The following is a 20695-nucleotide window of genomic DNA, read 5'->3' as shown; positions in this document are numbered from 1 at the left end:
AGCAGAATGAAAAAAGGGACTCCGCAGAGTCCCTTTTTCGTTTATCAGCGCTTGCGGCCGAAGCCTGGACGCTGACCATCGCCGGCAGGCGGACGCTTGCCGGGTGTTGCCGGACGCGGCTTGCGCGCCGGACGCTCGGACAACTCGACGGCCGGACGCGGCTGACGCTTCTTCACATCGCTCGGACGCTCCGCCACCGGAGTGCCACGGCCATTCTCGCGGCGCTCACCACCCTCTTTACGCGGGCCGCGCGGTGTACGTTGCTCAGCCTCGTCACGGCGCGGTGCGCGGCTCGGGCGAGCATTGTCAGCACCGGCCTCGTCCTTCGCCGGACGCAACACGCGCTTACCACGCACCTCGACCGGTTTAGCCGATTTGCGCTGCAGGCGGTCGAGCTTCTCGCGGGTCTTCTCCTTCATCGCCGGCAGAGCCTGCGGGGTCAGGCCAACTTCGGCGCTGAGAATGTCCACTTCACGCTGCTCCATTTCGCGCCAGCGGCCCATGGTCAGCTCGGAGGTCAGGAACACCGGACCGAAACGCACGCGCTTCAAGCGACTCACCACCAGGCCCTGGGATTCCCACAGGCGACGCACCTCACGGTTACGCCCTTCCATCACCACGCAGTGATACCAGTGGTTGAAGCCTTCGCCGCCCGGCGCTTCCTTGATGTCGGTGAACTTGGCCGGACCGTCCTCGAGCATCACGCCGTTCTTGAGGTTCTCCAGCATTTCCTCGGTGACTTCACCACGCACGCGCACCGCATATTCGCGGTCCATCTGATAGGAGGGGTGCATCAGGCGGTTGGCCAGCTCACCATCGGTGGTGAACAGCAACAGACCGGTGGTATTGATGTCGAGGCGACCGATGTTGATCCAGCGGCCCTCTTTGGGACGCGGCAGGCGGTCGAAGACGGTTGGGCGACCTTCCGGGTCGTCACGGGTGCAGATCTCGCCGTCCGGCTTGTTGTAGATCAGCACGCGGCGTACCGAGCCGGTGATTTCTTCGCGCTTGAGCAAGCGGCCATCGAGGGCGATGGCGTCGTTGGCATCGACGCGCTGGCCCAGGGTCGCAGCAGCGCCATTGACCTTGACCCGACCTTCGGCGATCCAGGTCTCGATTTCGCGACGCGAAGCCAGCCCGAGGCGGGCCAGGACTTTCTGCAGTTTCTCGCCTGCAGGACGCGGTTGTTCGTGCTCAGTCATCGTGGGCACCTCCCGGTGTAGTAGTTGATGATCGAAGGGCGCGCATCATACGCACTACGGAGCCCTTAGGGTAGACGAGGCTCGGCCAAACGACAGCGAAAAGCGCTGAAGCAGCGCCCGGCACGCTCAGAACTTGCGCCGCCCGGTCGCCTCCAGCGCCAGCAGACGCATATCGGCTTCGGCCAGCAAAGCCAGGCGTTCGCCCTTGTCCAGGCGCTTCCAGCCCTTGATTTCCTGGCGGCTACGGCCGCAGCCGAGGCAGATGTCCTTTTCGAATTCACAGACCTTGATGCACGGGCTCTTGCTCATGGGCGCTCCTGGGCCGAGAAGGATCGGATGGGCGCCAGAATAAAGGCCGAGCACACAACAGCGGGATTGAAGTATTCGATAGCTGGCTTACACGCACTCAATGCAACGGCTGATCGCCATCCAGGTCAGCGAGATCGTCTTCGACCGCTTCATCCGACTCGCCTGCCTCGTCCTCATCGGCCAGGCGCAGGTCATCGAAATCGGTCTTGAGCCCTTGCTCCATGGTATCCAGCTCGGCCAGCAGGCTACGGAAGCTGGTTTCCTCGCGGGGCTCGGCGGCTTCGCCACCTTCCTGCAAGGCCAGATCGGCGCGTGCCTGCAACCCAGCCGGCACCTCGGCGTCGTCATCCAGCGCCAGTTCAGGCTCGGGCTCCAGCTCCCGCAGAGCGGCGAGCGGTGGCAATTCGTCGAGGCTTTTCAGGTTGAAGTGATCGAGAAAGCCCTTGGTGGTGGCGAACATTGCCGGGCGCCCCGGCACATCGCGATAGCCCACCACGCGAATCCACTCGCGTTCGAGCAGGGTCTTGGTGATATTGCTGTTGACCGCCACACCGCGCACGTCTTCGATCTCGCCACGGGTGATGGGCTGGCGGTAGGCGATCAGCGCCAGGGTTTCCAGCAGCGCACGGGAGTAACGCTGCGGACGCTCTTCCCAAAGCCTGCCAACCCAGGGGGCGAAGCGCTCACGCACCTGCAGGCGGTAGCCCGAGGCCACCTCCTTCAACTCGAAGGCGCGCCCCTCACAGGACAAACGCAGGACCTCCAGCGCCGCCTTGAACTGCTCAGGCTCGGGCCGCTCACCCTCTTCGAAGAGTTCGAAAAGGCGTTCGAGCGACTGCGCCTTGCCCGAAGCCAGCAGAAAGGCTTCGAGCAACTGCGCCAGGTCTTTGGGATCGTTGAGGTTCATTCGGCACGGGCTCGGACGTGAATAACGGCGAAGGGCTCATTCTGCACCAGCTCGACCAGGGATTCCTTGATCAATTCGAGCACCGCCATGAAGGTCACCACCACGCCTAGTCGGCCCTCTTCGGCAGCGAACAGCTCGACGAACGGCACGAACGCCCCGCCCTTGAGGCGCTCAAGCACCTCACTCATACGCTCGCGGGTAGACAGGGCCTCACGGGTAACCTGGTGGCTTTCGAACATGTCGGCGCGGCGCAGCACCTCGGCCATCGACAGCAGCACCTCCTCCAGGCTGACGTCCGGCAGCAGCTTGCGCGCGCGGGCTTCGGGAGCATCCAGTTTCGGTACGGTCACGTCGCGGCCTACACGCGGCAGTTCGTCGATACCTTCGGCAGCGGCCTTGAAGCGCTCGTATTCCTGCAGGCGGCGAATCAGCTCGGCACGCGGGTCGTCCTCTTCTTCCTCGGCCTCGGTCGAGCGCGGCAGCAGCATGCGTGACTTGATCTCGGCCAGCATGGCGGCCATCACCAGGTATTCGGCAGCCAGCTCCAGACGCACCGAGTGCATGAGCTCAACGTAGCCCATGTACTGCTTGGTGATCTCGGCCACCGGGATGTCGAGGATGTCGATGTTCTGTTTGCGAATCAGATAGAGCAGCAGGTCCAGCGGTCCCTCGAAGGCCTCGAGGAAGACTTCCAGGGCATCCGGGGGAATGTACAGATCCAGTGGCAGCTCGGTGACCGCCTCGCCATACACCAGGGCGAACGGCAGCTCCTGCTGGGCACCGGCCTGACTGTCGGGGGTTGGCGTGGCGGGCTCACTCATCGGCGGGCGCTCCTTCAACGGTAATTCAGGCCCATGGCCATGCGCACTTCGGCCAGGGTTTCACGCGCCTCGTCACGCGCGCGCTCGGCGCCCTCGGCGAGAATGCTGCGCACCAGGTCCGGGCTTTCCTCATAGTCGATAGCGCGCTGCTGGAGCGGCGCAAGCTCGGCCTGCAGAGACGAGCACAGCGTGCTCTTGCAGTCGAGGCAACCAATCGAGGCGCCGCGGCAGCCCTCGATCACCCAATGCAATTGCTCGTCGCTGGAATACAGCTGATGTAGCGACCAGACCGGGCAACGCTGCGGTTCACCTGGATCATCACGGTGTACGCGGGCCGGATCGGTGGGCATGCGCCGCAGTTTTTCCTCGAGTTCAGCATCGCTATCGCGCAGGAATATCGCGTTGCCGCTGGACTTGGCCATCTTCTGTCCGTCCAGGCCAGGTACCCGCGAAAACTCGGCAAGAATCGGCTGCGGCTCACTCAGAATCACCTTGCCGCCACCTTCGAGATAGCCGTACAGGCGCTCCTGGTCGCCGAGGGTGATGCTGGTCTGCTCCTTGAGCAAGGCCCGCGCCGTCTCCAGGGCCTGTGCGTCACCCTGCTCCTGATAAGCCTTGCGCAGGTTGCTGTAGAGCTTACCGAGCTTCTTGCCCAGCTTGCCGATGGCAGCTTCAGCCTTGCGCTCGAAATCCGGCTCGCTGCCGTACAGGTGGTTGAAGCGGCGCGCCACTTCACGGGCAAATTCGATATGGGGGAGCTGATCGGCGCCGACCGGCACCTGCCCGGCGCGGTACAGCAGGATGTCCGCGGCCTGCAGCAGCGGGTAGCCGAGAAAACCGTAGGTGGAGAGGTCTTTACCGCTCTGGTGCTCCTGCTGCTCCTTGTAGGACGGCACGCGCTCCAGCCAACTGAGCGGGCAGATCATCGACAGCAACACGTGGAGCTCGGCATGCTCCGGCACCTGAGACTGTACGAACAGCGTTGCAGAGCTGGGGCTTACGCCTGCGGCCAGCCAATCCACTGCCATATCCATAACGTGCTGGGAAAGCTGGCCGGCATCGGCGTATTCGGTGGTCAGGGCATGCCAGTCGACGATACAGAAGAAGCAGTCGTACTCGTGCTGCAACTTGACCCAGTTCTTCAACACACCGTGGTAGTGCCCGAGGTGAAGACGACCACTCGGACGCATTCCTGACAACACTCGACGCTCAGAGTCGTTAAGGCTCAAACCGTTCTATCCATAATCCAGACAAGACCACGGAGTATAGGGTAGCTGCGCTCACAACGGAAAAGGCGGTGTCATGGATGTTTTGAAAAAGCGCTTGATCGTCACTCCGGCGATGACGGAAGCCCAGATCATTCGAAAACGCTGGATGCCCGCCGGCGCGGGCATGATGGATTTTTCCGGTCTCGCTTCAGAGATCGTTGAACGGCGTCGGGTCACCGCAACCGACGCGCACGACCTCGGGGCTGTCGTCGGCCAGATTGACCACGGTAGAGGCTTCCAGACCACCAAAACCGCCATCGATGATCAGGTCCACATGGTGCTCGAGAATCTGGCGCATCTCGTAGGGGTCGGACATCGGCAGCTCATCGCCCGGCATGATCAGGCTGACGCTCATCAACGGCTCGCCCAGTTGCTCCAGCAACGCCAGGGCGATCGGGTGGCCGGGTACGCGGATGCCGATGGTGCGACGTTTGGGGTGCAGCAACATTCGCGGCACTTCGCGGGTGGCGTTGAGGATGAAGGTATAAGGGCCCGGGGTGTGATTCTTCAGCAGGCGGAAAGCGGCGGTGTCGACCTTGGCGAACAGGCCGATCTGCGACAGGTCGCGGCAAACCAGGGTGAAGTTGTGCTTGTCGTCGAGCTGACGCAGGCGGCGAATGCGCTCTACCGCATTCTTGTCACCGATCATGCAGCCCAGCGCATAGGAAGAGTCGGTCGGATAGACCACCACGCCGCCGCCACGAATGATTTCCACGGCCTGTTTTATCAGGCGTGCCTGTGGGTTTTCCGGGTGAACCTGGAAAAATTGACTCACACTTGCTCCCAGCTCATGAAGTGACAGCGGATGGCTGTGCATGTTCGAAGCGCTCCCAGAGCGCAGTCAGGTCATCAGGCAATGGGCGATACATGCCCAACTCGGACCAGTCGCCGGGCGCATGGAAATCGCTGCCGACACTGGCCATCAAGCCAAATTCGCGCGCCAGAATCGCCAAACCGCCGACTTGCTCGGCCGGCTGCATGCCATTGACCACTTCCAGGGCATGACCGCCGGCCGCCGCGAAATCGGCCACCAAACGTCGACGCTTACTGCGAGTAAAGTCGTACTGCCACGGATGCGCCAGGCTGATCCAGGCCCGGGCCGAACGCAAAGTGGCGACGGTTTCTTCCAGCATAGGCCAATGTTGCTTGACGTCACCCAACTTACCCGAGCCCAGCCACTTGCGAAACGCCTCGGCGCGATCGCGCACATGACCGGCGCGCACAAGAAATTCGGCGAAATGTGGACGCGCCGGCGCGTTGCCACTGTCGCCCAATTCCTGTTGGACAGCACGTGCGCCCTCAAGTGCGCCCGGCATGCCTTTAGCCGAGAGGCGTCGGTCGATTTCCTCGGCACGCTGCCAGCGCCCGTGATGCAGGGCCTCTATGGCAGCGCACAGCGCTGGCGCCTCGCGCTCGAAGGCATAGCCCAATACGTGGATGGTCGCCCCACCCCAGGTGCAGGACAACTCGATACCGTTGACCAGCTTCACACCTAACGGCTCGGCAGCACGGCGCGCTTCATCGAGACCTTCCAGGGTGTCATGATCGGTCAACGCCAGTAGCCGCACGCCCCGTTCATGCGCTCGGGCCACCAGTACGGCGGGGGCCAGGGCGCCATCGGAGGCGGTGCTGTGGCAGTGCAAATCGACAATCATGGCGGCGCTTTCGTTGAGATTGATGTTTGTTATTATGCCCCACATCCGCCGCAAGCAGGCCGTTGAAAAACGTAGGCGAGGCAGCCAGTGCAAGGCAAAAACAGGCGAAAAAGCGCAGTTTACGAGTTGTAAATGAGCATTTTGAGCCTGTTTTTAACGCAGCACTGGCAACGCAGGTAGTCTTTCAACGGCCTGCTAGGCTGTTGCCGTGTGGCGAAAATGCTTCATCCCTCCCCGCTTCGACCCCAAATAAGGATTGAGATGCTCTACGCCATCATCGCCACCGACGTCGAAAACTCCCTGGAAAATCGCCTGGCCACGCGCCCCGCTCACCTCGCTCGTCTGGAGCAGTTGAAACAGGAAGGTCGCCTGCTGCTGGCCGGCCCGCATCCGGCCGTCGACAGCAACGACCCGGGCCCAGCGGGGTTCAGTGGCAGTCTGGTGGTTGCCGAGTTCGACTCCCTCGAAGCTGCGCAGAAATGGGCCGACGCCGACCCATATCGAACCGCCGGTGTGTATGCCAACGTTCTGGTCAAACCCTTCAAGAAAGTACTGCCCTGAAAGAGTTCTACCAACGCTGCTCTCGCACACAAGGAATCGCGATGCGCTCGATCCCGCTGTCCCTGCTGGTCACCGTGATGCTGACTTGTGCTTCGGTACAGGCAGAAGAACAACCCTCTGAGCCATCTGCTCCTGCAGCGCCGCTCGACACCCAGGCGCTGGAGCAGCGCCTGGCGCAAAGTGAGCAATTGCGCAACGAGCAGGAAGCGAGCAGCGCCGTGCAACTGCAACGCCTGCGCCAGGAAAACCAGCGCCTGCGCATGCAACTCAAGGAAAGCCAGGCCCAGGCTCAACCCCGCCTGCTCAGCGAAGAACAGACCTGGTTCGCTGCCGGCGCCGCCCTGAGCCTGATCTCGATGGTATTCGGCGCCCTGTTGCGCGGTTCTCGCAAGACCCGCCGCGAGTGGATCAACTAAACCATGAACCGACTGCTGCTGATCGATGATGATCAGGAACTGTGCGAACTGCTTACCCGCTGGCTGACCCAGGAAGGCTTTCAGGTCACGGCTTGCCACGATGCCGGCGGCGCTCGCCAGGCCCTCGTCACGCACGCGCCTGAGGCCGTGGTGCTGGATGTCATGTTGCCGGACGGCAGCGGCCTGGAGCTGCTCAAGCAATTGCGTGGTGAGCATCCGGAACTGCCAGTGCTGATGCTCTCGGCCAGGGGCGAACCACTGGATCGCATCCTTGGCCTGGAGCTAGGCGCCGATGACTACCTGGCCAAGCCTTGTGACCCTCGCGAGCTGACCGCACGCCTGCGCGCTGTGCTGCGCCGCACCGTGCCCGCACCGGCAAGCAGCCAGTTGGAGCTGGGAGACCTCCGATTCAGCCCCAATCGCGGGGTGGTCAGTATTGGCGAACATGACGTTCCCCTGACGCTTTCCGAAAGCCGCCTGCTGGAGGCCCTGCTGCAGCAGCCGGGCGAGCCAGTGGACAAACAGGCCCTGGCGCAACTCGCCCTGGGCCGCAAATTGACGCTGTATGACCGTAGCCTGGACATGCACGTCAGCAACCTGCGCAAGAAGCTCGGCCCGCACCCGGATGGCCGCCCACGCATTCTCGCCTTGCGCAGTCGTGGCTATTACTACGCGCAGTGACTGCCTGGCGCAGCGTAAATAACCCGCAACATCGCCTTTACCCAAGCTTTACCCACACCTGACTGCCCTTGACCTTGACCGCCGCATAATGAGCCCATCCGGTACTTACCGGCCTCGGAACCTGTTTACGACCTGCTGCGCGTCGGCCCTGCTGCGTTGAAAACAGACTCGGAATGCTCATGTACAACAGTACACTCCGCTTCCTCGTCTGTTTTCGCCTTGCATGACTCTAGCTCGCTAGATCGTAAAACAGGTTCTCAAGACAAGGAGAATCACCATGCGTAAGACCCTCACCGCCCTGCTGCTCGCTGCCACCCTGCCGACCCTGGCTTTCGCCATGCCCATGCAAGACGGTGGCCCTCGCCACCACGACCGCGGCCCCGGCATGTTCAAGGAGCTGAACCTAAACAAGGAACAGCGCCAGGAATTTCGTAAACTGATGGGCGATCAGATGAAAACCCATCGCGACATCACCAAGCGCTACCTGGACAAGCTGCCGGAAGCAGAAAAGCAGGCCATGAAGAAGGAACTGGACAAGGCCCGCGCCGACCAGCACAAGGCCCTGCGTGACCTGCTCAACCCCGAGCAGCAGAAGGCCTTCGACGAGCACCAGAAAAAAATGGAAGCCCGTCGCGCCGAGATGGCCGAATTCAAGGCCTGGAAAGCTGAGAAGGACAGCAAGACCAACTGATCGACGCCCCTAAACCCGCCGCCGCGCTCCCAGAGCCCGGCGGCTTTTGCATGAGGAATTACCGTGCGTTCACTGTTCTGGCGCATTCTGGCGACCTTCTGGTTGGGCATCGCACTGGTCGCCGGCCTGTCCCTGCTGCTGGGTCGCGCCCTCAATCAGGACGCCTGGATTCTGAGCCTGCACCCAGGCCTGGATGGCCTCGACAGCAAATGGGTCAAGCGCTACGAACAGAAGGGGCCAGCAGCCGCCCAGGACTTTCTCGAACAGCGCAAACGCGAGTACCGCATCGACACGCAAGTGCTTGGCGAGAGCGGCCAGCAACTGGTCAAAGGCACTTTTCCGTCCCGTGCCGCAGCCTTCGAGGCGCGTCAAGACGACGACCGTCGCTTGCCCTGGCGGCGTCTGACCGCCGAATACACCAGCCCGGAAAGCGGCGAAAGCTACCTGTTCATCTACCGAATTCCACACCCGGAACTGGCAGCCTGGCACCGCGGCAGCCTGTTCTGGCCACTTAGCGCCATCGCTATTGCCCTGGTGGTGCTGACGCTGTTCAGCCTGATGCTGACGCTGTCGATCACCCGCCCACTGGACCGCTTGCGCGGCGCCGTGCATGACCTCGGCCAGACCGCCTACCAGCAGAACAGCCTGGCTCGCCTGGCCACCCGCCGCGACGAACTGGGCCTGCTGGCCAAGGACTTCAACCGCATGGGCGAGCGACTGCAGGGCTTGATCGGCAGCCAGCGCCAGTTACTGCGCGATGTTTCCCACGAATTGCGCTCGCCCCTAGCACGACTGCGTATTGCACTGGCATTGGCAGAGCGCGCCGATGCTGCAGAGCGAGAAAGGCTGTGGCCACGCCTGACTCAGGAGTGTGACCGGCTGGAAGCGCTGATCAGCGAAATTCTTGCCTTGGCGCGCCTGGATGCAGACCCGGGCGATGCGCACCCCGTCGATCTGGCCGCCCTGCTCGGCAAACTGCAGGAAGACGCTCGCCTGACCGCCCCACAGCATCAGTTGCAGATCGATCTCGACCCTACGGCACGCCTGGAAGGCTGGCCAGACATGCTGGAACGCGCGCTGGACAACCTGCTACGCAATGCCTTGCGCTTCAGCCCGCCGGATCAGCCTGTCGTCATCAGCATGCAGCGCCAGGGTCCAAGTGTCACGCTGAGCGTACGCGACCATGGCCCTGGCGTGGCCAGCGAGCACCTGCAGCAGTTGGGCAAACCTTTCTTTCGCGCACCCGGTCAGAGCAGCGCCGGCCACGGCCTCGGGCTGGCTATCGCACGCCGGGCCGCGCAGCGCCATGGCGGCGAGCTGCTGCTGGCCAACCATCCAGAAGGCGGCTTCGTTGCCACGCTCAGCCTGCCGGCCAGGCAGCAGGCAGACTGAAGCGCGTGTCGATCAGCCCTGCCAGGCGCTGACGAAATCCTCGACGACCACTTCCGGGGCGCGGCGCAGCTCACGCTCCGGTGTGCCGAGGTAGAGATAGGCGATGATCTGTTCGTCCGCCGCCAGGCCCAGACCTTTGCCCACGTGGGCGTTGTAGGCCATGTCGCCGGTGCGCCACACCGCGCCGATGCCCTGAGCATGAGCCGCCAGCAGCATGCCGTGAGCCGCACAGCCAGCCGCGATCACCTGCTCGGAGGCCGGCACCTTGGGGTGAGCCTGCACGCGAGCGATCACCACCACCAGCAATGGCGCGCGCAGCGGCATGCCACGCGCCTTGTTCAGCGCCTCCGGCGCAGCCTGCGCATCGGCAACCTGCAGGGCTTCGGCAAACAGTTCGCCCATGCGCTCACGCGCCGCCCCTTCGATCGTCAGAAAACGCCAGGGACGCAGTTGGCCATGATCCGGGGCGCGCAGGGCGGCACGAAACATCAGGTCACGCTGCGCGGCATCCGGGGCCGGTTCGACCAAACGAGGAACAGAAACACGGTTGAGCAGAGCGTCGAGAGCTTCCATCGGCCACCTCCAAAAACAAAGATGGCGCATTCTCAATGCTGCAAGCTGCAAGCTGCAAGCTGCAAGCTGACCAATGCACGGAGCGGATAACAGACGACGGTCGAACCGTAGCCCGGATGCCCCTGGGAACGCTGGACTCCGGACTGCATCCAGGCGAAACGCTAGTCTGCAGCTGCCGTCAGGCGACGCGGTCAGGCGATATCACCGGCTGCACCGGCGGAGTGAGCGGTGGCAGACCGTAAGCCTTGCGCGCATCGTCGCAACGCGGGTTGTGCTCACCGTTCGCCCATGACGCTTCGAACTCGCGGCAGCTACTCGAACGTTGTTCATACATGGTGCAACGCACCCCACAACCGACATCGCCCAACAGTTGCGTGCAACGTGCCGGTTTGCTCTCCGTGCCACGCATGGCGACGTAGTGAGGGCTGATCTGGATAACCTGCTCATCCGGTACGCTACCGCCCGCGGATTGGCACTCGCCCCAGAAGAAGGACACACGAAAAAACGCGCAGCAGGCGCCGCACGTGAGGCAAGGATTAGCTTCGGACATTTGGGGAGGACTCGGAAACCGACGGACGTCGGCAACTGGCGGCTATTCTATGCTTGGCGATGCGCTTGTAAAGCCCCTTGGTGCAGCGGTTTACAGCCGCCCGTCCACGGGTAGAATGGCGCACTTTTACAACCCGCCAGAGCCCCCTAAATGGCCTTGCCGACGCTACGTACCATCGGTTTCATCATCGGCATATTCCTGATTACCCTGGCAATCAGCATGGCCATTCCGATGCTGACGCTGCTGATCTTCGAGCACCCGGAAGATCTCAACGCTTTCCTCTGGTCCAGCCTGATCACCCTGATCACAGGTCTCGCTCTGGTGGCTCCCGGTCGACCGCAGAACGCCCAGCTGCGCCCGCGTGACATGTACCTGCTGACCACCGGCAGCTGGACCGTGGTGTGCGCCTTCGCCGCTCTGCCAATGATGCTGATCGCCCATATCAGCTACACCGACGCCATCTTCGAAACCATGTCCGGCATAACCACCACCGGCTCCACCGTGCTGGTTGGCCTGGACAACATGTCACCCGGCATCCTGATCTGGCGTTCGATGCTGCACTGGCTGGGCGGCATCGGCTTCATCGGCATGGCCGTGGCGATTCTGCCGCTGCTACGGGTGGGTGGCATGCGCCTGTTCCAGACGGAATCCTCGGACTGGGGCGAGAAGGTGATGCCTCGCTCGCACATGGCTGCCAAGTACCTGCTGCTGATCTATCTGGCCCTCACCCTGTTGGGTTTCCTGGCCTTTTGGGCGGCGGGCATGAGCCCCTTCGAGGCCATCAATCACTCCATGGCGTCGATCTCCACGGGTGGTTTCTCGACTTCCGATTCGTCACTGGCACACTGGCCACAGCCTGCCGTGCATTGGACGGCAGTGGGGCTGATGCTGCTCGGCGGCATGCCGTTCATGCTCTACGTCGCCTTCATCCGCGGCAATCGCAACGCCCTGTTCAAGGACCACCAGGTGCGTGGTTTCATCGGTTTCCTGCTGCTGACCTGGCTGGTCTTCGGCACCTGGTTGTGGATCAACTCGGATTACGCCTGGCTCGACGCCTTTCGCATCGTCGCGGTGAACGTCACCTCGATCGTCACTACCACCGGCTTCGCCCTCGGCGACTACACCACCTGGGGCAGCTTCGCCGTCTTGCTGTTCTTCTATCTGACCTTCGTCGGCGGCTGCTCCGGCTCCACTTCAGGCGGCCTGAAGATCTTCCGCTTCCAGGTCGCCTATGTCCTGCTCAAGGCCAACCTGATGCAGTTGGTGCACCCCCGCGCGGTGATCAAGCAGCAGTACAACAACCACAATCTCGATGAAGAGATCGTGCGTTCGATGATCACCTTCTCCTTCTTCTTCACCATCACTATCGGCGTGCTGGCCCTGGCCCTGACACTGGTCGGCCTGGATTGGGTCACCGCGCTGACTGGCGCTGCCACCGCGGTGTGCAACGTCGGCCCGGGCCTTGGCCCGATCATCGGCCCGGCCGGCAACTTCGCCAGTCTGCCGGATTCAGCCAAGTGGCTGCTCAGTGCCGGCATGCTGCTGGGCCGCCTGGAAATTCTGACCGTGCTGGTGCTGATCACCCGCAGCTTCTGGAAACACTGACCGATGCCTTTAGCCAGCCTGCGCATCCTCGCCTTCATCAACGGCATTTTCCTCATCACCCTGGCACTTAGCATGCTGGTGCCGGTGGTCACCCTGTTGATTTTCGAGCAGCCCCAGAAGATCAATGCCTTCCTCTGGTCGAGCCTGATCACCGCACTCGTCGGCATCGCCATGATCGCCCAGGGCAGACCCAAACAAACGCAACTGCGCCCACGCGACATGTACATGCTGACGGTGTCAAGCTGGGTGATGGTATCGATCTTCGCTGCGCTGCCATTCATGTTCGCCGAACGCGCAAGCATTACCGACGCGTACTTCGAGAGCATGTCCGGCATTACCGCCACCGGCGCCACCGTATTCAGCGGCCTCGACGACATGTCGCCCGGCACGCTGATCTGGCGCTCGCTGCTGCACTGGCTGGGTGGCATCGGCTTCATCGGCATGGCCGTGGCGATCTTGCCGATCCTGCGTATCGGTGGCATGCGCCTGTTCCAGACCGAGTCCTCGGATCGCTCGGAAAAGGTCATGCCGCGCTCACACATGGTCGCCAAGTACATGGTGCTGGCCTACGTCGGCCTCAGCACCTTCGCCGTACTGGCCTTCTGGTTGGCAGGCATGGGCGTGTTCGATGCGATCAACCACGCCATGTCGGCGATCGCCACCGGTGGTTTCTCCACCTCGGACGCGTCGCTGGGTAAATGGCAACAGCCTGCGGTTCACTGGGCCGCCATCGTGGTGATGGTGCTCGGCAGCCTGCCGTTCGTGCTCTACGTCAGCACATTACGTGGCAACTACCGCGCACTGATTCGCGATGCACAAGTGCGTGGCTTTCTGCTGTTGCTGGTGGGTAGCTGGTTCGTGCTGGCTGGCTGGAAATGGTTCACCACCGATCTGTATTGGCTCGATGCACTGCGCTTGGTGGCGGTGAACATTACCTCGATCATGAGCACCACCGGCTTCGCCGTGGGTGATTACCACCTGTGGGGCCCCTTCGCCAGCATGATGTTCTTCTACCTGGGCTTCGTTGGCGGGTGCTCCGGCTCAACCGCGGGCGGCCTGAAGATCTTCCGTTTCCAGGTCGCCTACATCCTGCTCAAGGCCAACCTCAAGCAGCTCATCCACCCGCGCGCCGTGATCAAGCAGCAGTACAACCATCACCGGCTGGATGAAGACATCGTTCGTTCGATCCTGGCCTTCGCCTTCTTCTACACCATCACCATCGCCACGCTGGCCCTGGCAGTAGCGATGTGCGGCGTGGACTGGATCACCGCCCTGACCGGCGCGGCGGCGATGGTCTCCGGTGTTGGCCCGGGCATGGGCGAGATGGTCGGCCCGGCCGGCAACTACGCCACCATCCCCGATACGGCCAAGTGGCTACTGAGCCTGGGTATGCTGCTCGGGCGCCTGGAAATCCTCACGGTGCTGGTGCTGTTGTTCCCCGCCTTCTGGCGCCATTGAGTGGTTGATGGACCTTAACCGACCAGTCCACGGCGACTGCGATACTCACCGGGCGTTTCTCCGAACCAGCGGCGAAACGCCCTGAAGAAGTTGCTCGGGTCGGCAAAGCCCAGCAGATAGGCGACCTCCAGCAGCGTCAGGTCGACCTGGCCAAGATACTGCTCGGCCAGCTCTCGGCGCGTGTCGTCGAGCAGTTGCTGATAGCTGGTGCCCTCCTCCTGCAGGCGTCGCTGCAAGGTGCGCTGCGACAGATGCAGCGCCTGCGCCACCACCTCACGGCGTGGCTCGCCCTGCGGCAACAGGCGGCACAGCACCTGGCGCGCCTGATGGGTGACACGGCTACTGCAGAAACGCGCCAGGTACTCGCCAGCAAAACGATCATGCAGTTGTGCCAACGCCTCATTGGCACTGGGCAGCGGCGCCTCCAGATCAGCACGCTCGAAGATCAGCCCATAGTGCTCGGCGTTGAACTTGAGCGGCGCCTGGAACACCTGCTGATAAGGCGCCAGATCAGCGGGGGCCGGGCCTTGCAGACGAATTTCACGCGGCCGGATCAACTTGCCGGTCATCCAGCGGCAGAACGCCAGGCAGTAGGCCATCGAAGCCTCCGCGCTCTGCCGCGCCGGCGGCAAACGGTCGCCATGAATAGCCAGGGTCAGCGCGTAGCCGTCGGGTTGCGGCAGGAAGTTCAGGTCCGCCCCTTCACCAATGATGCGCTGATAGCGCACCAGACGGGTGAAGCCATCACGCAGGTTGCGGCTGGACATCAGCGCATAACCCACCACATGGAAGGACGCCGGACGTACCACCTGCGCCATGTTCAGGCCGATCGCCGGGTTGCCCGACAGCGCCACGGCGCGCTGCCACAGGCGGGTCATACCGTCCTGCGGGAAACGTGCATCTGGATCGTTCAGCGCGGCGTACTCCATACCCAGCTCGGCGAACAGGCTGACGCAGTCGACGCCGCCCAGTTCCAGCGCCTGCACGATGGCCAATGCCCAGTTGGAAGAGGTGGTTCTTTCACTCATCGTCTTGTTCTTATGATCAAACAGCAAGGCCATGGTTGGCGGCGCAAGGATACTAGACTGGCACTTTAAGTCAGTGGCCGATGGAGACAGCCACCCTACACTCGACCGTGACAATAACAGGAGGTGCGCCATGACCGCCCAGACTACCGAGCGCTACCAAAGCTTCGCCGAGTTCTATCCCTACTACCTGCAGGAGCACAGCAACCCCGTGTGCCGCCGCCTGCACTACGTCGGCAGCCTGCTGGTGCTGACGAACCTCGCCTATGCCCTGCTTACCCAACAATGGTTGTGGCTGCTGGCAATGCCGTTGGCCGGTTACGGCTTCGCCTGGATCGGCCACTTCATCTTCGAGAAGAACCGCCCGGCGACCTTCGATTACCCGCTGTATAGCCTGATGGGCGACTGGGTGATGCTCAAGGATGCCTTTACCGGCCGTATCCGCTTCTAGCCCGCAGCCACACGTGCCGCAGCAAGGTTGACCGTCATGCCACAGAACAACAAGAACGAGAAATGCCATGAATAGCCGAGCCCGCTTCACCCATATGCAAGACGGCCAGGCCGAGGATTGGGCCATCATCGCCCGGGACTTCGCCGCCTACGCCGCCGAACTGCCCGCTCGCATCCTCGCCCACCTGCGCCTGCTCGACGGCGATTTCGGTGGTTTTCCGGTCGACCGCCTAACCCACTCGCTGCAGACCGCCAGCCGCGCCCATCGCGACGACCGTGACGAGGAGTACGTGATCTGCGCGCTGCTGCACGATATTGGCGATACGCTCGGCAGCTACAACCACCCAGACATTGCCGCGGCTATCCTCAAACCTTTTGTCAGTGCCGAGAACCACTGGATGGTGGAGAAACACGGCATCTTCCAGGGCTATTACTTCTTCCACCACCTGGGCATGGATCGCCACCTGCGCGAGCAATTCAAGGACCACCCGCAATACCAGGCGACCATCGACTTCTGTGCCAAGTACGACGCGGCTGCCTTCGACCCCGACTACGAAAGCTTGCCGCTGAGTTTCTTCGAACCCATGCTGCAGCGCGTGTTCGCCCGGCCGAAGAACTCCATCTACCTGGCCGCCATGGACAGCACCAGCACCTGACCGCTGGCCTCTGCTGCGCCACCGTTCGGCGGCCGTGCTTGGCTGGCCGCCACTCCCTTGGTTATGATCCCCGCCCAGCGAGCCTCTGGCTCAGGTCTTGCAGACCAGCCAGGCGTCCAGTAGAGACGCCAGAAATCCAGCAGGGACAGTTCCAGCAGATGAAGCCAGCAACCCCCAGCCGTGCCAACGGGCTGCCGACGCCGCCGTTGCGTGAATACTATTCGCGCGTGCTGGCCTATATCGCCACGGCTGCCAGCATCGCCGCCGGCACCTACGTGGGGCACTTCGGCTACGACATCCTGTGGATGGTGCCCTACGCCCTGCTCTATCCCCATCTGGCGCACAACCTGAGCCGCCGCTTCAAGCGCGACTACCCTGCGCAGACCGATCTTGCCCTGCTGTTCTTCGATGCCCTGCATGCTGGCGCGGCCTGCGTGCTGCTCGGTTTCTCCGCCGTACCCAGCCTGATGTTCCTGCTGATTCTCTGCTTCAGCGCTTTGGTCATCGGCGGCATGCGCTATCTGGGCCTGGGACTGCTGGTGGCCGCCAGCGGCATGGCATTGTGCGCCGCGCTGGTGGGCGTCCATCCCAATACCGACACTCCAACGCTGGTGGCGCTGGTCAGCATACTCTTCGCCACCCTGTACATCTGCATCACCGCTTATTTCGTCAACCAGCAAGGCCTGCGCCTGGCCCAGGTGCGCAGCGAGATCAAGCGTGAGCAGGAAAAGGCCGCACGCCTGGCGCGCAACCTGGCGAAATACCTGTCACCGCAGGTGTGGGAGTCGATCTTCACCGGCAAGAAAAGCGTGCGCCTGGAAACCCAGCGCAAGAAGCTCACGGTGTTCTTCTCCGACATCAAAGGCTTTACCGAACTGTCGGAAGAGCTGGAAGCCGAAGCGCTGACCGACCTGCTCAACACCTACCTCAATGAAATGTCGAAGATCACCCTGAAATACGGCGGCACCATCGACAAGTTCATCGGTGACTGCGTCATGGTGTTCTTCGGCGACCCCAGCAGCAATGGCGCCAAGAAGGATGCGGTCGCGGCAGTCTCCATGGCCATCGCCATGCGCAAGCACATGAAGGTGCTGCGCCAGCAGTGGCGCGCCCAGGGCATCACCAAGCCTCTGGAAATTCGCATGGGCCTCAATACCGGCTACTGCACGGTGGGCAACTTCGGCGCCGACACGCGCATGGACTACACCATCATCGGCCGCGACGTGAACCTCGCCAGCCGACTGGAGAGCGCCGCAGAATCCGGCGAGATCCTGATCTCCCACGAGACCTATTCGCTGGTCAAGGACGTGATCATGTGCCGCGACAAGGGCCAGATCACCGTCAAGGGCTTCACCCGCCCGGTGCAGATCTACCAGGTGGTGGACTTCCGCCGCGACCTCGGCGCCACCTCCAGCTACGTCGAGCACGAACTGCCGGGCTTCTCCATGTACCTGGACACCAACGGTATCCAGAACTTCGACAAGGAGCGAGTGATCCAGGCGCTCAACCAGGCCGCCGAAAAGCTGCGCGACAAGGTCATTCTGTAAGATCGAGACGGCGGCCGCTCGTAGGGCGGATCGGAACGCCCGAGATCCAACCAGTAGGGCGGACTCAGGAGCGCCAGCGAACAGTCCGCCGTTCTTTGGTGTGGCACAGATCCAACGGCGTACTGCTTCCGAGCGGCCGGCGTCCCGGTACGCCCTACGCCTCCATTGCCTCGGTCAACACCGGCTCACCGTCGATCAGCGGCTGCAACGCCAGAAACTCCAGCGCCGACGCGCGCCAGGACTGCGCTGCAGCCAAGCGAGCACAACGCACCCGATCCAGCTCCAACGCAGCCAGGCAGGCGACGCGCAGATCCTCGTCCATCACGCCACTGAGCCCCTGCTGCAGCACGTCCAGCGGCCCGGCCACCGGAAACGCGGCCACGGGCGTACCGCAGGCCAGCGCCTCTAGCATGACCAGGCCATAAGTATCGGTACGCGAAGGAAAGACCAGCACCGAGGCATTCTGATAGGCCTCGGCCAGCGCCTGGCCATGGCGATAACCGAGAAAACGCACCGATGGATACTGCTGTTGCAACGCCTCGCGCTGCGGGCCGTCACCTACTACGCGTTTCTCGCCGGGCAGGTCCAGATCGAGAAAGGCCTGCAGGTTCTTTTCCGGGGCGATGCGTCCGACGTAGAGAAACACCGGTCGCACAGGTCGGGGGCGCGTCTCGTCCGGCTGAAACAGCCGGGTGTCCACACCTTTGCGCCACAGTTGCAGCCGTTGCAGAGCCCAGCCGGCGAACTCTTCACGCAAGCGCTCGGTGGTCACCAGGACGGCTTGGCTGGGGCGATGAAAAACGCGTAGGAAGGCATACCCCCAACGCGGCGCAATCCAAGGCCAGCGTGTGCTGACGTACTCCGGGAAGCGCGTATGGATCGCCGTGGAAAACGCCAGCCCACGCTTGGCCAGCCAACGCCGCGCTGCCCACCCCAGCGGCCCCTCGGTAGCGAGATGTACGCAGTCAGGACGAAAGTCGCGAATCGCCGCACCGACGCGCCACAGATTCCACACCAGAGGAATCTCCGGATAAGTGGGGCACGGCACGGCGCGGAAATCGGCGGGCGACAGCAGCTTGACCTGGTGCCCCAAGCCACGCAGCTCGCCGACCAGCGCAGCCAGGCTGGTGACCACGCCATTGACCTGAGGCGTCCAGGCGTCGGAGACGATCAGTATCCTCATGCGCCGGTCTCGAGGGCGACAGCCTGCTCCTCGCTGGCCAGTTGCGCCTCGGCCAGGCGATAGAGTTCGATCTGCCCGTCCCAATGCTCGATCAACGCCGTGCAGGACTCCACCCAGTCGCCGCAATTCATGTATTCCACGCCACTCACCTGGCGAATCTCGGCATGGTGAATATGGCCGCAGACCACGCCCTGCAGGCCGCGCTTGACGCACTCATGAGCGATGGCCTCCTCGAAGTCGCTGATGAAGTTCACCGCCGTCTTGACCTTGTGCTTGAGGTACGCCGACAGCGACCAGTAACCGTAGCCCCAGCGGCTGCGCCAGTGATTGAGCCAGCGATTGAGGGTCAGGGTGAGCTCGTAGGCCGAGTCGCCGAGAAAGGCCAGCCAGCGGTGATAGCGGGTGATCACGTCGAACTGGTCGCCATGGATTACCAGCAGTTGCCGACCATCGGCCGTGACGTGCACGGCCTCGTCGACCAGCTGGATATTGCCCAGCAGCAGGCTGGAGTAGCGACGCAGGAATTCGTCGTGGTTGCCGGTGACGTAGATCACCTCGGTGCCGCGCTTGCTCATCGTCAGCAGGCGGCGGATCACATTGGTGTGCGCCTGCGGCCAGTAGATGCCGCCACGCAGCTTCCAGCCATCGATGATGTCGCCTACCAGGTAGATACGGTCAGCGTGGTAACGCTTGAGAAACGCTGCCAGGTGCTCGGCCTGGCAATCGCGCGTGCCGAGGTGTACGTCGGAAATCCACAGGGTGCGGACACGTTGCTTGCGGCTGGGCTTGGCGAGCTGAGCGCTGGTCATGGGCGACCTCCGGCTGGGTTTAGTCGAGCTTGAGGCGTTGCGGTGAAAGGCTTGTGACGGGAAAAAGACGGTTCCATGACACGGCATTGCTGCGCCCCAGGCGTTACACTGCGGCGGTTGCCGAGGAAACCGCCATGCTCCCGATCATGTCCCTGCGTCACTACAGCCACGAAGTGCTCAGCCATAGCCATGAGCATGCGCAACTGGTTTTCGGCCTGGCAGGTGAGCTGCAGTTCGAAGTGGACGGCCAGGGCAGCCGAGTGCTACGTCATCACCTGGCCGTAGTGCCAGCCGAAGCGCGCCATACCTGCGGCAGCCCACGTGGCAGCCAATGCCTGGTGCTGGACCTGCCGGCCAATGACTGGCTGGAGCGCCAGCTTGGCCACCATGCGAGCGACATCCAGCGTCTGCTGGACAAACCCAACGCACTGCAACTCGATCCCTCGCAGGGGCAGCTACTCAACTGGCTGGCCAGCAGCCCGATCAATGATCCAATCATCGCTGGCCAGGGTGCGGCCTTGCTGCTCGGCAGCCTGGCCTGCAGCCGCCAGCATGCCGAGACGACCGGCTTGCCGCTGACAGCCCTGGATCGCTATATCGAACAGCACGCAGCGCATCCGCTGCAGGTGGCAGATCTGGCACGCCTGGCCGGTCTGTCGGTGGCGCGCTTCCATGCGCGTTTCCTCGCCGAGACCGGGCGCACGCCGATGGAACATATTCGCCAACGGCGCCTGCAACTCGCCGAACAGCTGTTGCGTGGCAGCGACCTGGCGGTTGGCGAAATCGCCGCACGGGTCGGTTACAGCTCGCAGAGCGCCTTCACCGCCGCCCTCTCCCGCCATCTGGGCATAACGCCACGGCAATTGCGCCGTACGCGTTAACAAGCACACGAACCGTAGGGTGCGCCGTGCGCACCGGCCGTTAACGATGCCCGCA

23 protein-coding genes are annotated in these 20695 nt (G+C 62.8%); 11 read left to right on the top strand and 12 right to left on the bottom strand.

Features of this window, described 5'->3' with window-relative positions:
• Window positions 1-44: 44 nt before the first annotated feature.
• From rluB to CDO35_RS14205, 7 genes are all read right to left on the bottom strand, one after another.
• On the bottom strand, window positions 45-1202 hold the full coding sequence (gene rluB / locus CDO35_RS14235) for a 23S rRNA pseudouridine(2605) synthase RluB (RefSeq protein ID WP_092374724.1): 1158 nt from the start codon (window positions 1200-1202) through the stop codon (window positions 45-47).
• Window positions 1203-1328: 126 nt separating this feature from the next.
• Window positions 1329-1511 carry a DUF1289 domain-containing protein gene (locus CDO35_RS14230; protein ID WP_099525363.1) on the bottom strand — a complete coding sequence of 61 codons (183 nt, stop codon included), beginning with the start codon at window positions 1509-1511 and terminating at the stop codon, window positions 1329-1331.
• 97 nt (window positions 1512-1608) lie between these two features.
• On the bottom strand, window positions 1609-2418 hold the full coding sequence (gene scpB / locus CDO35_RS14225) for an SMC-Scp complex subunit ScpB (protein WP_099525362.1): 810 nt from the start codon (window positions 2416-2418) through the stop codon (window positions 1609-1611).
• Window positions 2415-3113, bottom strand: coding sequence for a segregation and condensation protein A (locus CDO35_RS14220; RefSeq protein WP_166432412.1), 699 nt, complete (start codon window positions 3111-3113; stop codon window positions 2415-2417). The genes scpB and CDO35_RS14220 overlap by 4 nt, the downstream gene beginning before the upstream one ends.
• 140 nt (window positions 3114-3253) lie before the next feature.
• Complete coding sequence (locus tag CDO35_RS14215) at window positions 3254-4468, bottom strand: tryptophan--tRNA ligase (protein WP_099525360.1); 1215 nt, start codon at window positions 4466-4468, stop codon at window positions 3254-3256.
• Between the two features lie 187 nt (window positions 4469-4655).
• Window positions 4656-5282, bottom strand: coding sequence for an L-threonylcarbamoyladenylate synthase (locus CDO35_RS14210; RefSeq protein ID WP_099525359.1), 627 nt, complete (start codon window positions 5280-5282; stop codon window positions 4656-4658).
• A 13-nt stretch (window positions 5283-5295) separates the two neighbouring features.
• Window positions 5296-6162 (bottom strand): PHP domain-containing protein, encoded by an 867-nt coding sequence (locus tag CDO35_RS14205; protein WP_099525358.1) that lies wholly within the window; start codon window positions 6160-6162, stop codon window positions 5296-5298.
• A 261-nt stretch (window positions 6163-6423) separates the two neighbouring features.
• Between CDO35_RS14205 and CDO35_RS14200 the strand changes: the two genes are divergently transcribed.
• The 5 genes from CDO35_RS14200 (at window position 6424) to CDO35_RS14180 (ending at window position 9903) form a co-directional block, all read left to right on the top strand.
• Window positions 6424-6723 carry a YciI family protein gene (locus CDO35_RS14200; RefSeq protein WP_074940120.1) on the top strand — a complete coding sequence of 100 codons (300 nt, stop codon included), beginning with the start codon at window positions 6424-6426 and terminating at the stop codon, window positions 6721-6723.
• Between the two features lie 41 nt (window positions 6724-6764).
• The gene (locus tag CDO35_RS14195; RefSeq protein WP_099525357.1) at window positions 6765-7139 is read left to right on the top strand and encodes an SH3 domain-containing protein; all 375 of its coding nucleotides are present in this window, start codon (window positions 6765-6767) and stop codon (window positions 7137-7139) included.
• A gap of 3 nt (window positions 7140-7142) precedes the next feature.
• Complete coding sequence (locus CDO35_RS14190) at window positions 7143-7820, top strand: response regulator transcription factor (protein WP_099525356.1); 678 nt, start codon at window positions 7143-7145, stop codon at window positions 7818-7820.
• A gap of 277 nt (window positions 7821-8097) precedes the next feature.
• Window positions 8098-8511 (top strand): Spy/CpxP family protein refolding chaperone, encoded by a 414-nt coding sequence (locus CDO35_RS14185; RefSeq protein WP_099525355.1) that lies wholly within the window; start codon window positions 8098-8100, stop codon window positions 8509-8511.
• A 63-nt stretch (window positions 8512-8574) separates the two neighbouring features.
• A complete protein-coding gene (locus tag CDO35_RS14180; RefSeq protein WP_099525354.1) occupies window positions 8575-9903 on the top strand; it encodes a sensor histidine kinase in 1329 nt (442 codons plus the stop codon).
• Between the two features lie 12 nt (window positions 9904-9915).
• On the opposite strand, the gene CDO35_RS14175 is transcribed toward CDO35_RS14180, so the two are convergent.
• On the bottom strand, window positions 9916-10476 hold the full coding sequence (locus tag CDO35_RS14175; RefSeq protein WP_099525353.1) for a nitroreductase family protein: 561 nt from the start codon (window positions 10474-10476) through the stop codon (window positions 9916-9918).
• A 178-nt stretch (window positions 10477-10654) separates the two neighbouring features.
• The gene (locus CDO35_RS14170) at window positions 10655-11026 is read right to left on the bottom strand and encodes a YkgJ family cysteine cluster protein (protein WP_037002400.1); all 372 of its coding nucleotides are present in this window, start codon (window positions 11024-11026) and stop codon (window positions 10655-10657) included.
• Window positions 11027-11176: 150 nt separating this feature from the next.
• Here CDO35_RS14170 and CDO35_RS14165 point away from each other — a divergent pair, with 150 nt between their 5' ends.
• Window positions 11177-12631, top strand: a complete 1455-nt coding sequence (locus tag CDO35_RS14165) for a TrkH family potassium uptake protein (protein WP_099525352.1) — start codon at window positions 11177-11179, stop codon at window positions 12629-12631.
• Between the two features lie 3 nt (window positions 12632-12634).
• Window positions 12635-14089 carry a TrkH family potassium uptake protein gene (locus CDO35_RS14160; protein ID WP_099525351.1) on the top strand — a complete coding sequence of 485 codons (1455 nt, stop codon included), beginning with the start codon at window positions 12635-12637 and terminating at the stop codon, window positions 14087-14089.
• 14 nt (window positions 14090-14103) lie between these two features.
• Here CDO35_RS14160 and CDO35_RS14155 read toward each other — a convergent pair whose 3' ends face one another.
• Window positions 14104-15117 (bottom strand): AraC family transcriptional regulator, encoded by a 1014-nt coding sequence (locus tag CDO35_RS14155; RefSeq protein ID WP_099525519.1) that lies wholly within the window; start codon window positions 15115-15117, stop codon window positions 14104-14106.
• 130 nt (window positions 15118-15247) lie between these two features.
• Here CDO35_RS14155 and CDO35_RS14150 point away from each other — a divergent pair, with 130 nt between their 5' ends.
• The 3 genes from CDO35_RS14150 (at window position 15248) to CDO35_RS14140 (ending at window position 17767) form a co-directional block, all read left to right on the top strand.
• Window positions 15248-15565 (top strand): Mpo1-like protein, encoded by a 318-nt coding sequence (locus CDO35_RS14150; protein WP_099525350.1) that lies wholly within the window; start codon window positions 15248-15250, stop codon window positions 15563-15565.
• Window positions 15566-15632: 67 nt separating this feature from the next.
• Window positions 15633-16220 (top strand): HD domain-containing protein, encoded by a 588-nt coding sequence (locus CDO35_RS14145; protein ID WP_099525349.1) that lies wholly within the window; start codon window positions 15633-15635, stop codon window positions 16218-16220.
• A gap of 158 nt (window positions 16221-16378) precedes the next feature.
• Window positions 16379-17767: an adenylate/guanylate cyclase domain-containing protein gene (locus CDO35_RS14140; protein WP_099525348.1), complete on the top strand. Its 1389-nt coding sequence runs from the start codon at window positions 16379-16381 to the stop codon at window positions 17765-17767.
• Window positions 17768-17921: 154 nt separating this feature from the next.
• Here the strand turns inward: CDO35_RS14140 and CDO35_RS14135 are convergent, their stop codons facing one another.
• Together CDO35_RS14135 and CDO35_RS14130 are read right to left on the bottom strand one after the other, a co-directional pair.
• Window positions 17922-18950, bottom strand: coding sequence for a glycosyltransferase family 4 protein (locus CDO35_RS14135; RefSeq protein WP_099525347.1), 1029 nt, complete (start codon window positions 18948-18950; stop codon window positions 17922-17924).
• Window positions 18947-19759, bottom strand: a complete 813-nt coding sequence (locus CDO35_RS14130; protein WP_099525346.1) for a UDP-2,3-diacylglucosamine diphosphatase — start codon at window positions 19757-19759, stop codon at window positions 18947-18949. Before CDO35_RS14130 ends, CDO35_RS14135 begins: the two co-directional genes overlap by 4 nt.
• 134 nt (window positions 19760-19893) lie before the next feature.
• Here CDO35_RS14130 and CDO35_RS14125 point away from each other — a divergent pair, with 134 nt between their 5' ends.
• Window positions 19894-20640 carry a helix-turn-helix transcriptional regulator gene (locus CDO35_RS14125; protein WP_099525345.1) on the top strand — a complete coding sequence of 249 codons (747 nt, stop codon included), beginning with the start codon at window positions 19894-19896 and terminating at the stop codon, window positions 20638-20640.
• Window positions 20641-20695 lie beyond the last annotated feature (55 nt).

The sequence above is a fragment of the Pseudomonas sediminis genome (assembly GCF_002741105.1).
GTDB lineage: Bacteria > Pseudomonadota > Gammaproteobacteria > Pseudomonadales > Pseudomonadaceae > Aquipseudomonas > Aquipseudomonas sediminis.
This window is presented reverse-complemented; position numbering and strand designations above follow the sequence as displayed.

Bases quoted from the DNA above. Each gene is read 5' to 3' on its own strand.
- CDO35_RS14155 (WP_099525519.1), bottom strand. From the start codon at position 15,117: ATGAGTGAAAGAACCACCTCTTCCAACTGGGCATTGGCCATCGTGCAG.
- CDO35_RS14165 (WP_099525352.1), top strand. From the start codon at position 11,177: ATGGCCTTGCCGACGCTACGTACCATCGGTTTCATCATCGGCATATTC.
- CDO35_RS14175 (WP_099525353.1), bottom strand. From the start codon at position 10,476: ATGGAAGCTCTCGACGCTCTGCTCAACCGTGTTTCTGTTCCTCGTTTG.
- CDO35_RS14150 (WP_099525350.1), top strand. From the start codon at position 15,248: ATGACCGCCCAGACTACCGAGCGCTACCAAAGCTTCGCCGAGTTCTAT.
- CDO35_RS14230 (WP_099525363.1), bottom strand. From the start codon at position 1,511: ATGAGCAAGAGCCCGTGCATCAAGGTCTGTGAATTCGAAAAGGACATC.
- CDO35_RS14160 (WP_099525351.1), top strand. From the start codon at position 12,635: ATGCCTTTAGCCAGCCTGCGCATCCTCGCCTTCATCAACGGCATTTTC.
- CDO35_RS14185 (WP_099525355.1), top strand. From the start codon at position 8,098: ATGCGTAAGACCCTCACCGCCCTGCTGCTCGCTGCCACCCTGCCGACC.
- CDO35_RS14200 (WP_074940120.1), top strand. From the start codon at position 6,424: ATGCTCTACGCCATCATCGCCACCGACGTCGAAAACTCCCTGGAAAAT.
- CDO35_RS14195 (WP_099525357.1), top strand. From the start codon at position 6,765: ATGCGCTCGATCCCGCTGTCCCTGCTGGTCACCGTGATGCTGACTTGT.
- CDO35_RS14190 (WP_099525356.1), top strand. From the start codon at position 7,143: ATGAACCGACTGCTGCTGATCGATGATGATCAGGAACTGTGCGAACTG.
- CDO35_RS14125 (WP_099525345.1), top strand. From the start codon at position 19,894: ATGCTCCCGATCATGTCCCTGCGTCACTACAGCCACGAAGTGCTCAGC.
- CDO35_RS14140 (WP_099525348.1), top strand. From the start codon at position 16,379: ATGAAGCCAGCAACCCCCAGCCGTGCCAACGGGCTGCCGACGCCGCCG.
- scpB (WP_099525362.1), bottom strand. From the start codon at position 2,418: ATGAACCTCAACGATCCCAAAGACCTGGCGCAGTTGCTCGAAGCCTTT.
- CDO35_RS14135 (WP_099525347.1), bottom strand. From the start codon at position 18,950: ATGAGGATACTGATCGTCTCCGACGCCTGGACGCCTCAGGTCAATGGC.
- CDO35_RS14145 (WP_099525349.1), top strand. From the start codon at position 15,633: ATGAATAGCCGAGCCCGCTTCACCCATATGCAAGACGGCCAGGCCGAG.
- CDO35_RS14130 (WP_099525346.1), bottom strand. From the start codon at position 19,759: ATGACCAGCGCTCAGCTCGCCAAGCCCAGCCGCAAGCAACGTGTCCGC.
- CDO35_RS14170 (WP_037002400.1), bottom strand. From the start codon at position 11,026: ATGTCCGAAGCTAATCCTTGCCTCACGTGCGGCGCCTGCTGCGCGTTT.
- CDO35_RS14205 (WP_099525358.1), bottom strand. From the start codon at position 6,162: ATGATTGTCGATTTGCACTGCCACAGCACCGCCTCCGATGGCGCCCTG.
- rluB (WP_092374724.1), bottom strand. From the start codon at position 1,202: ATGACTGAGCACGAACAACCGCGTCCTGCAGGCGAGAAACTGCAGAAA.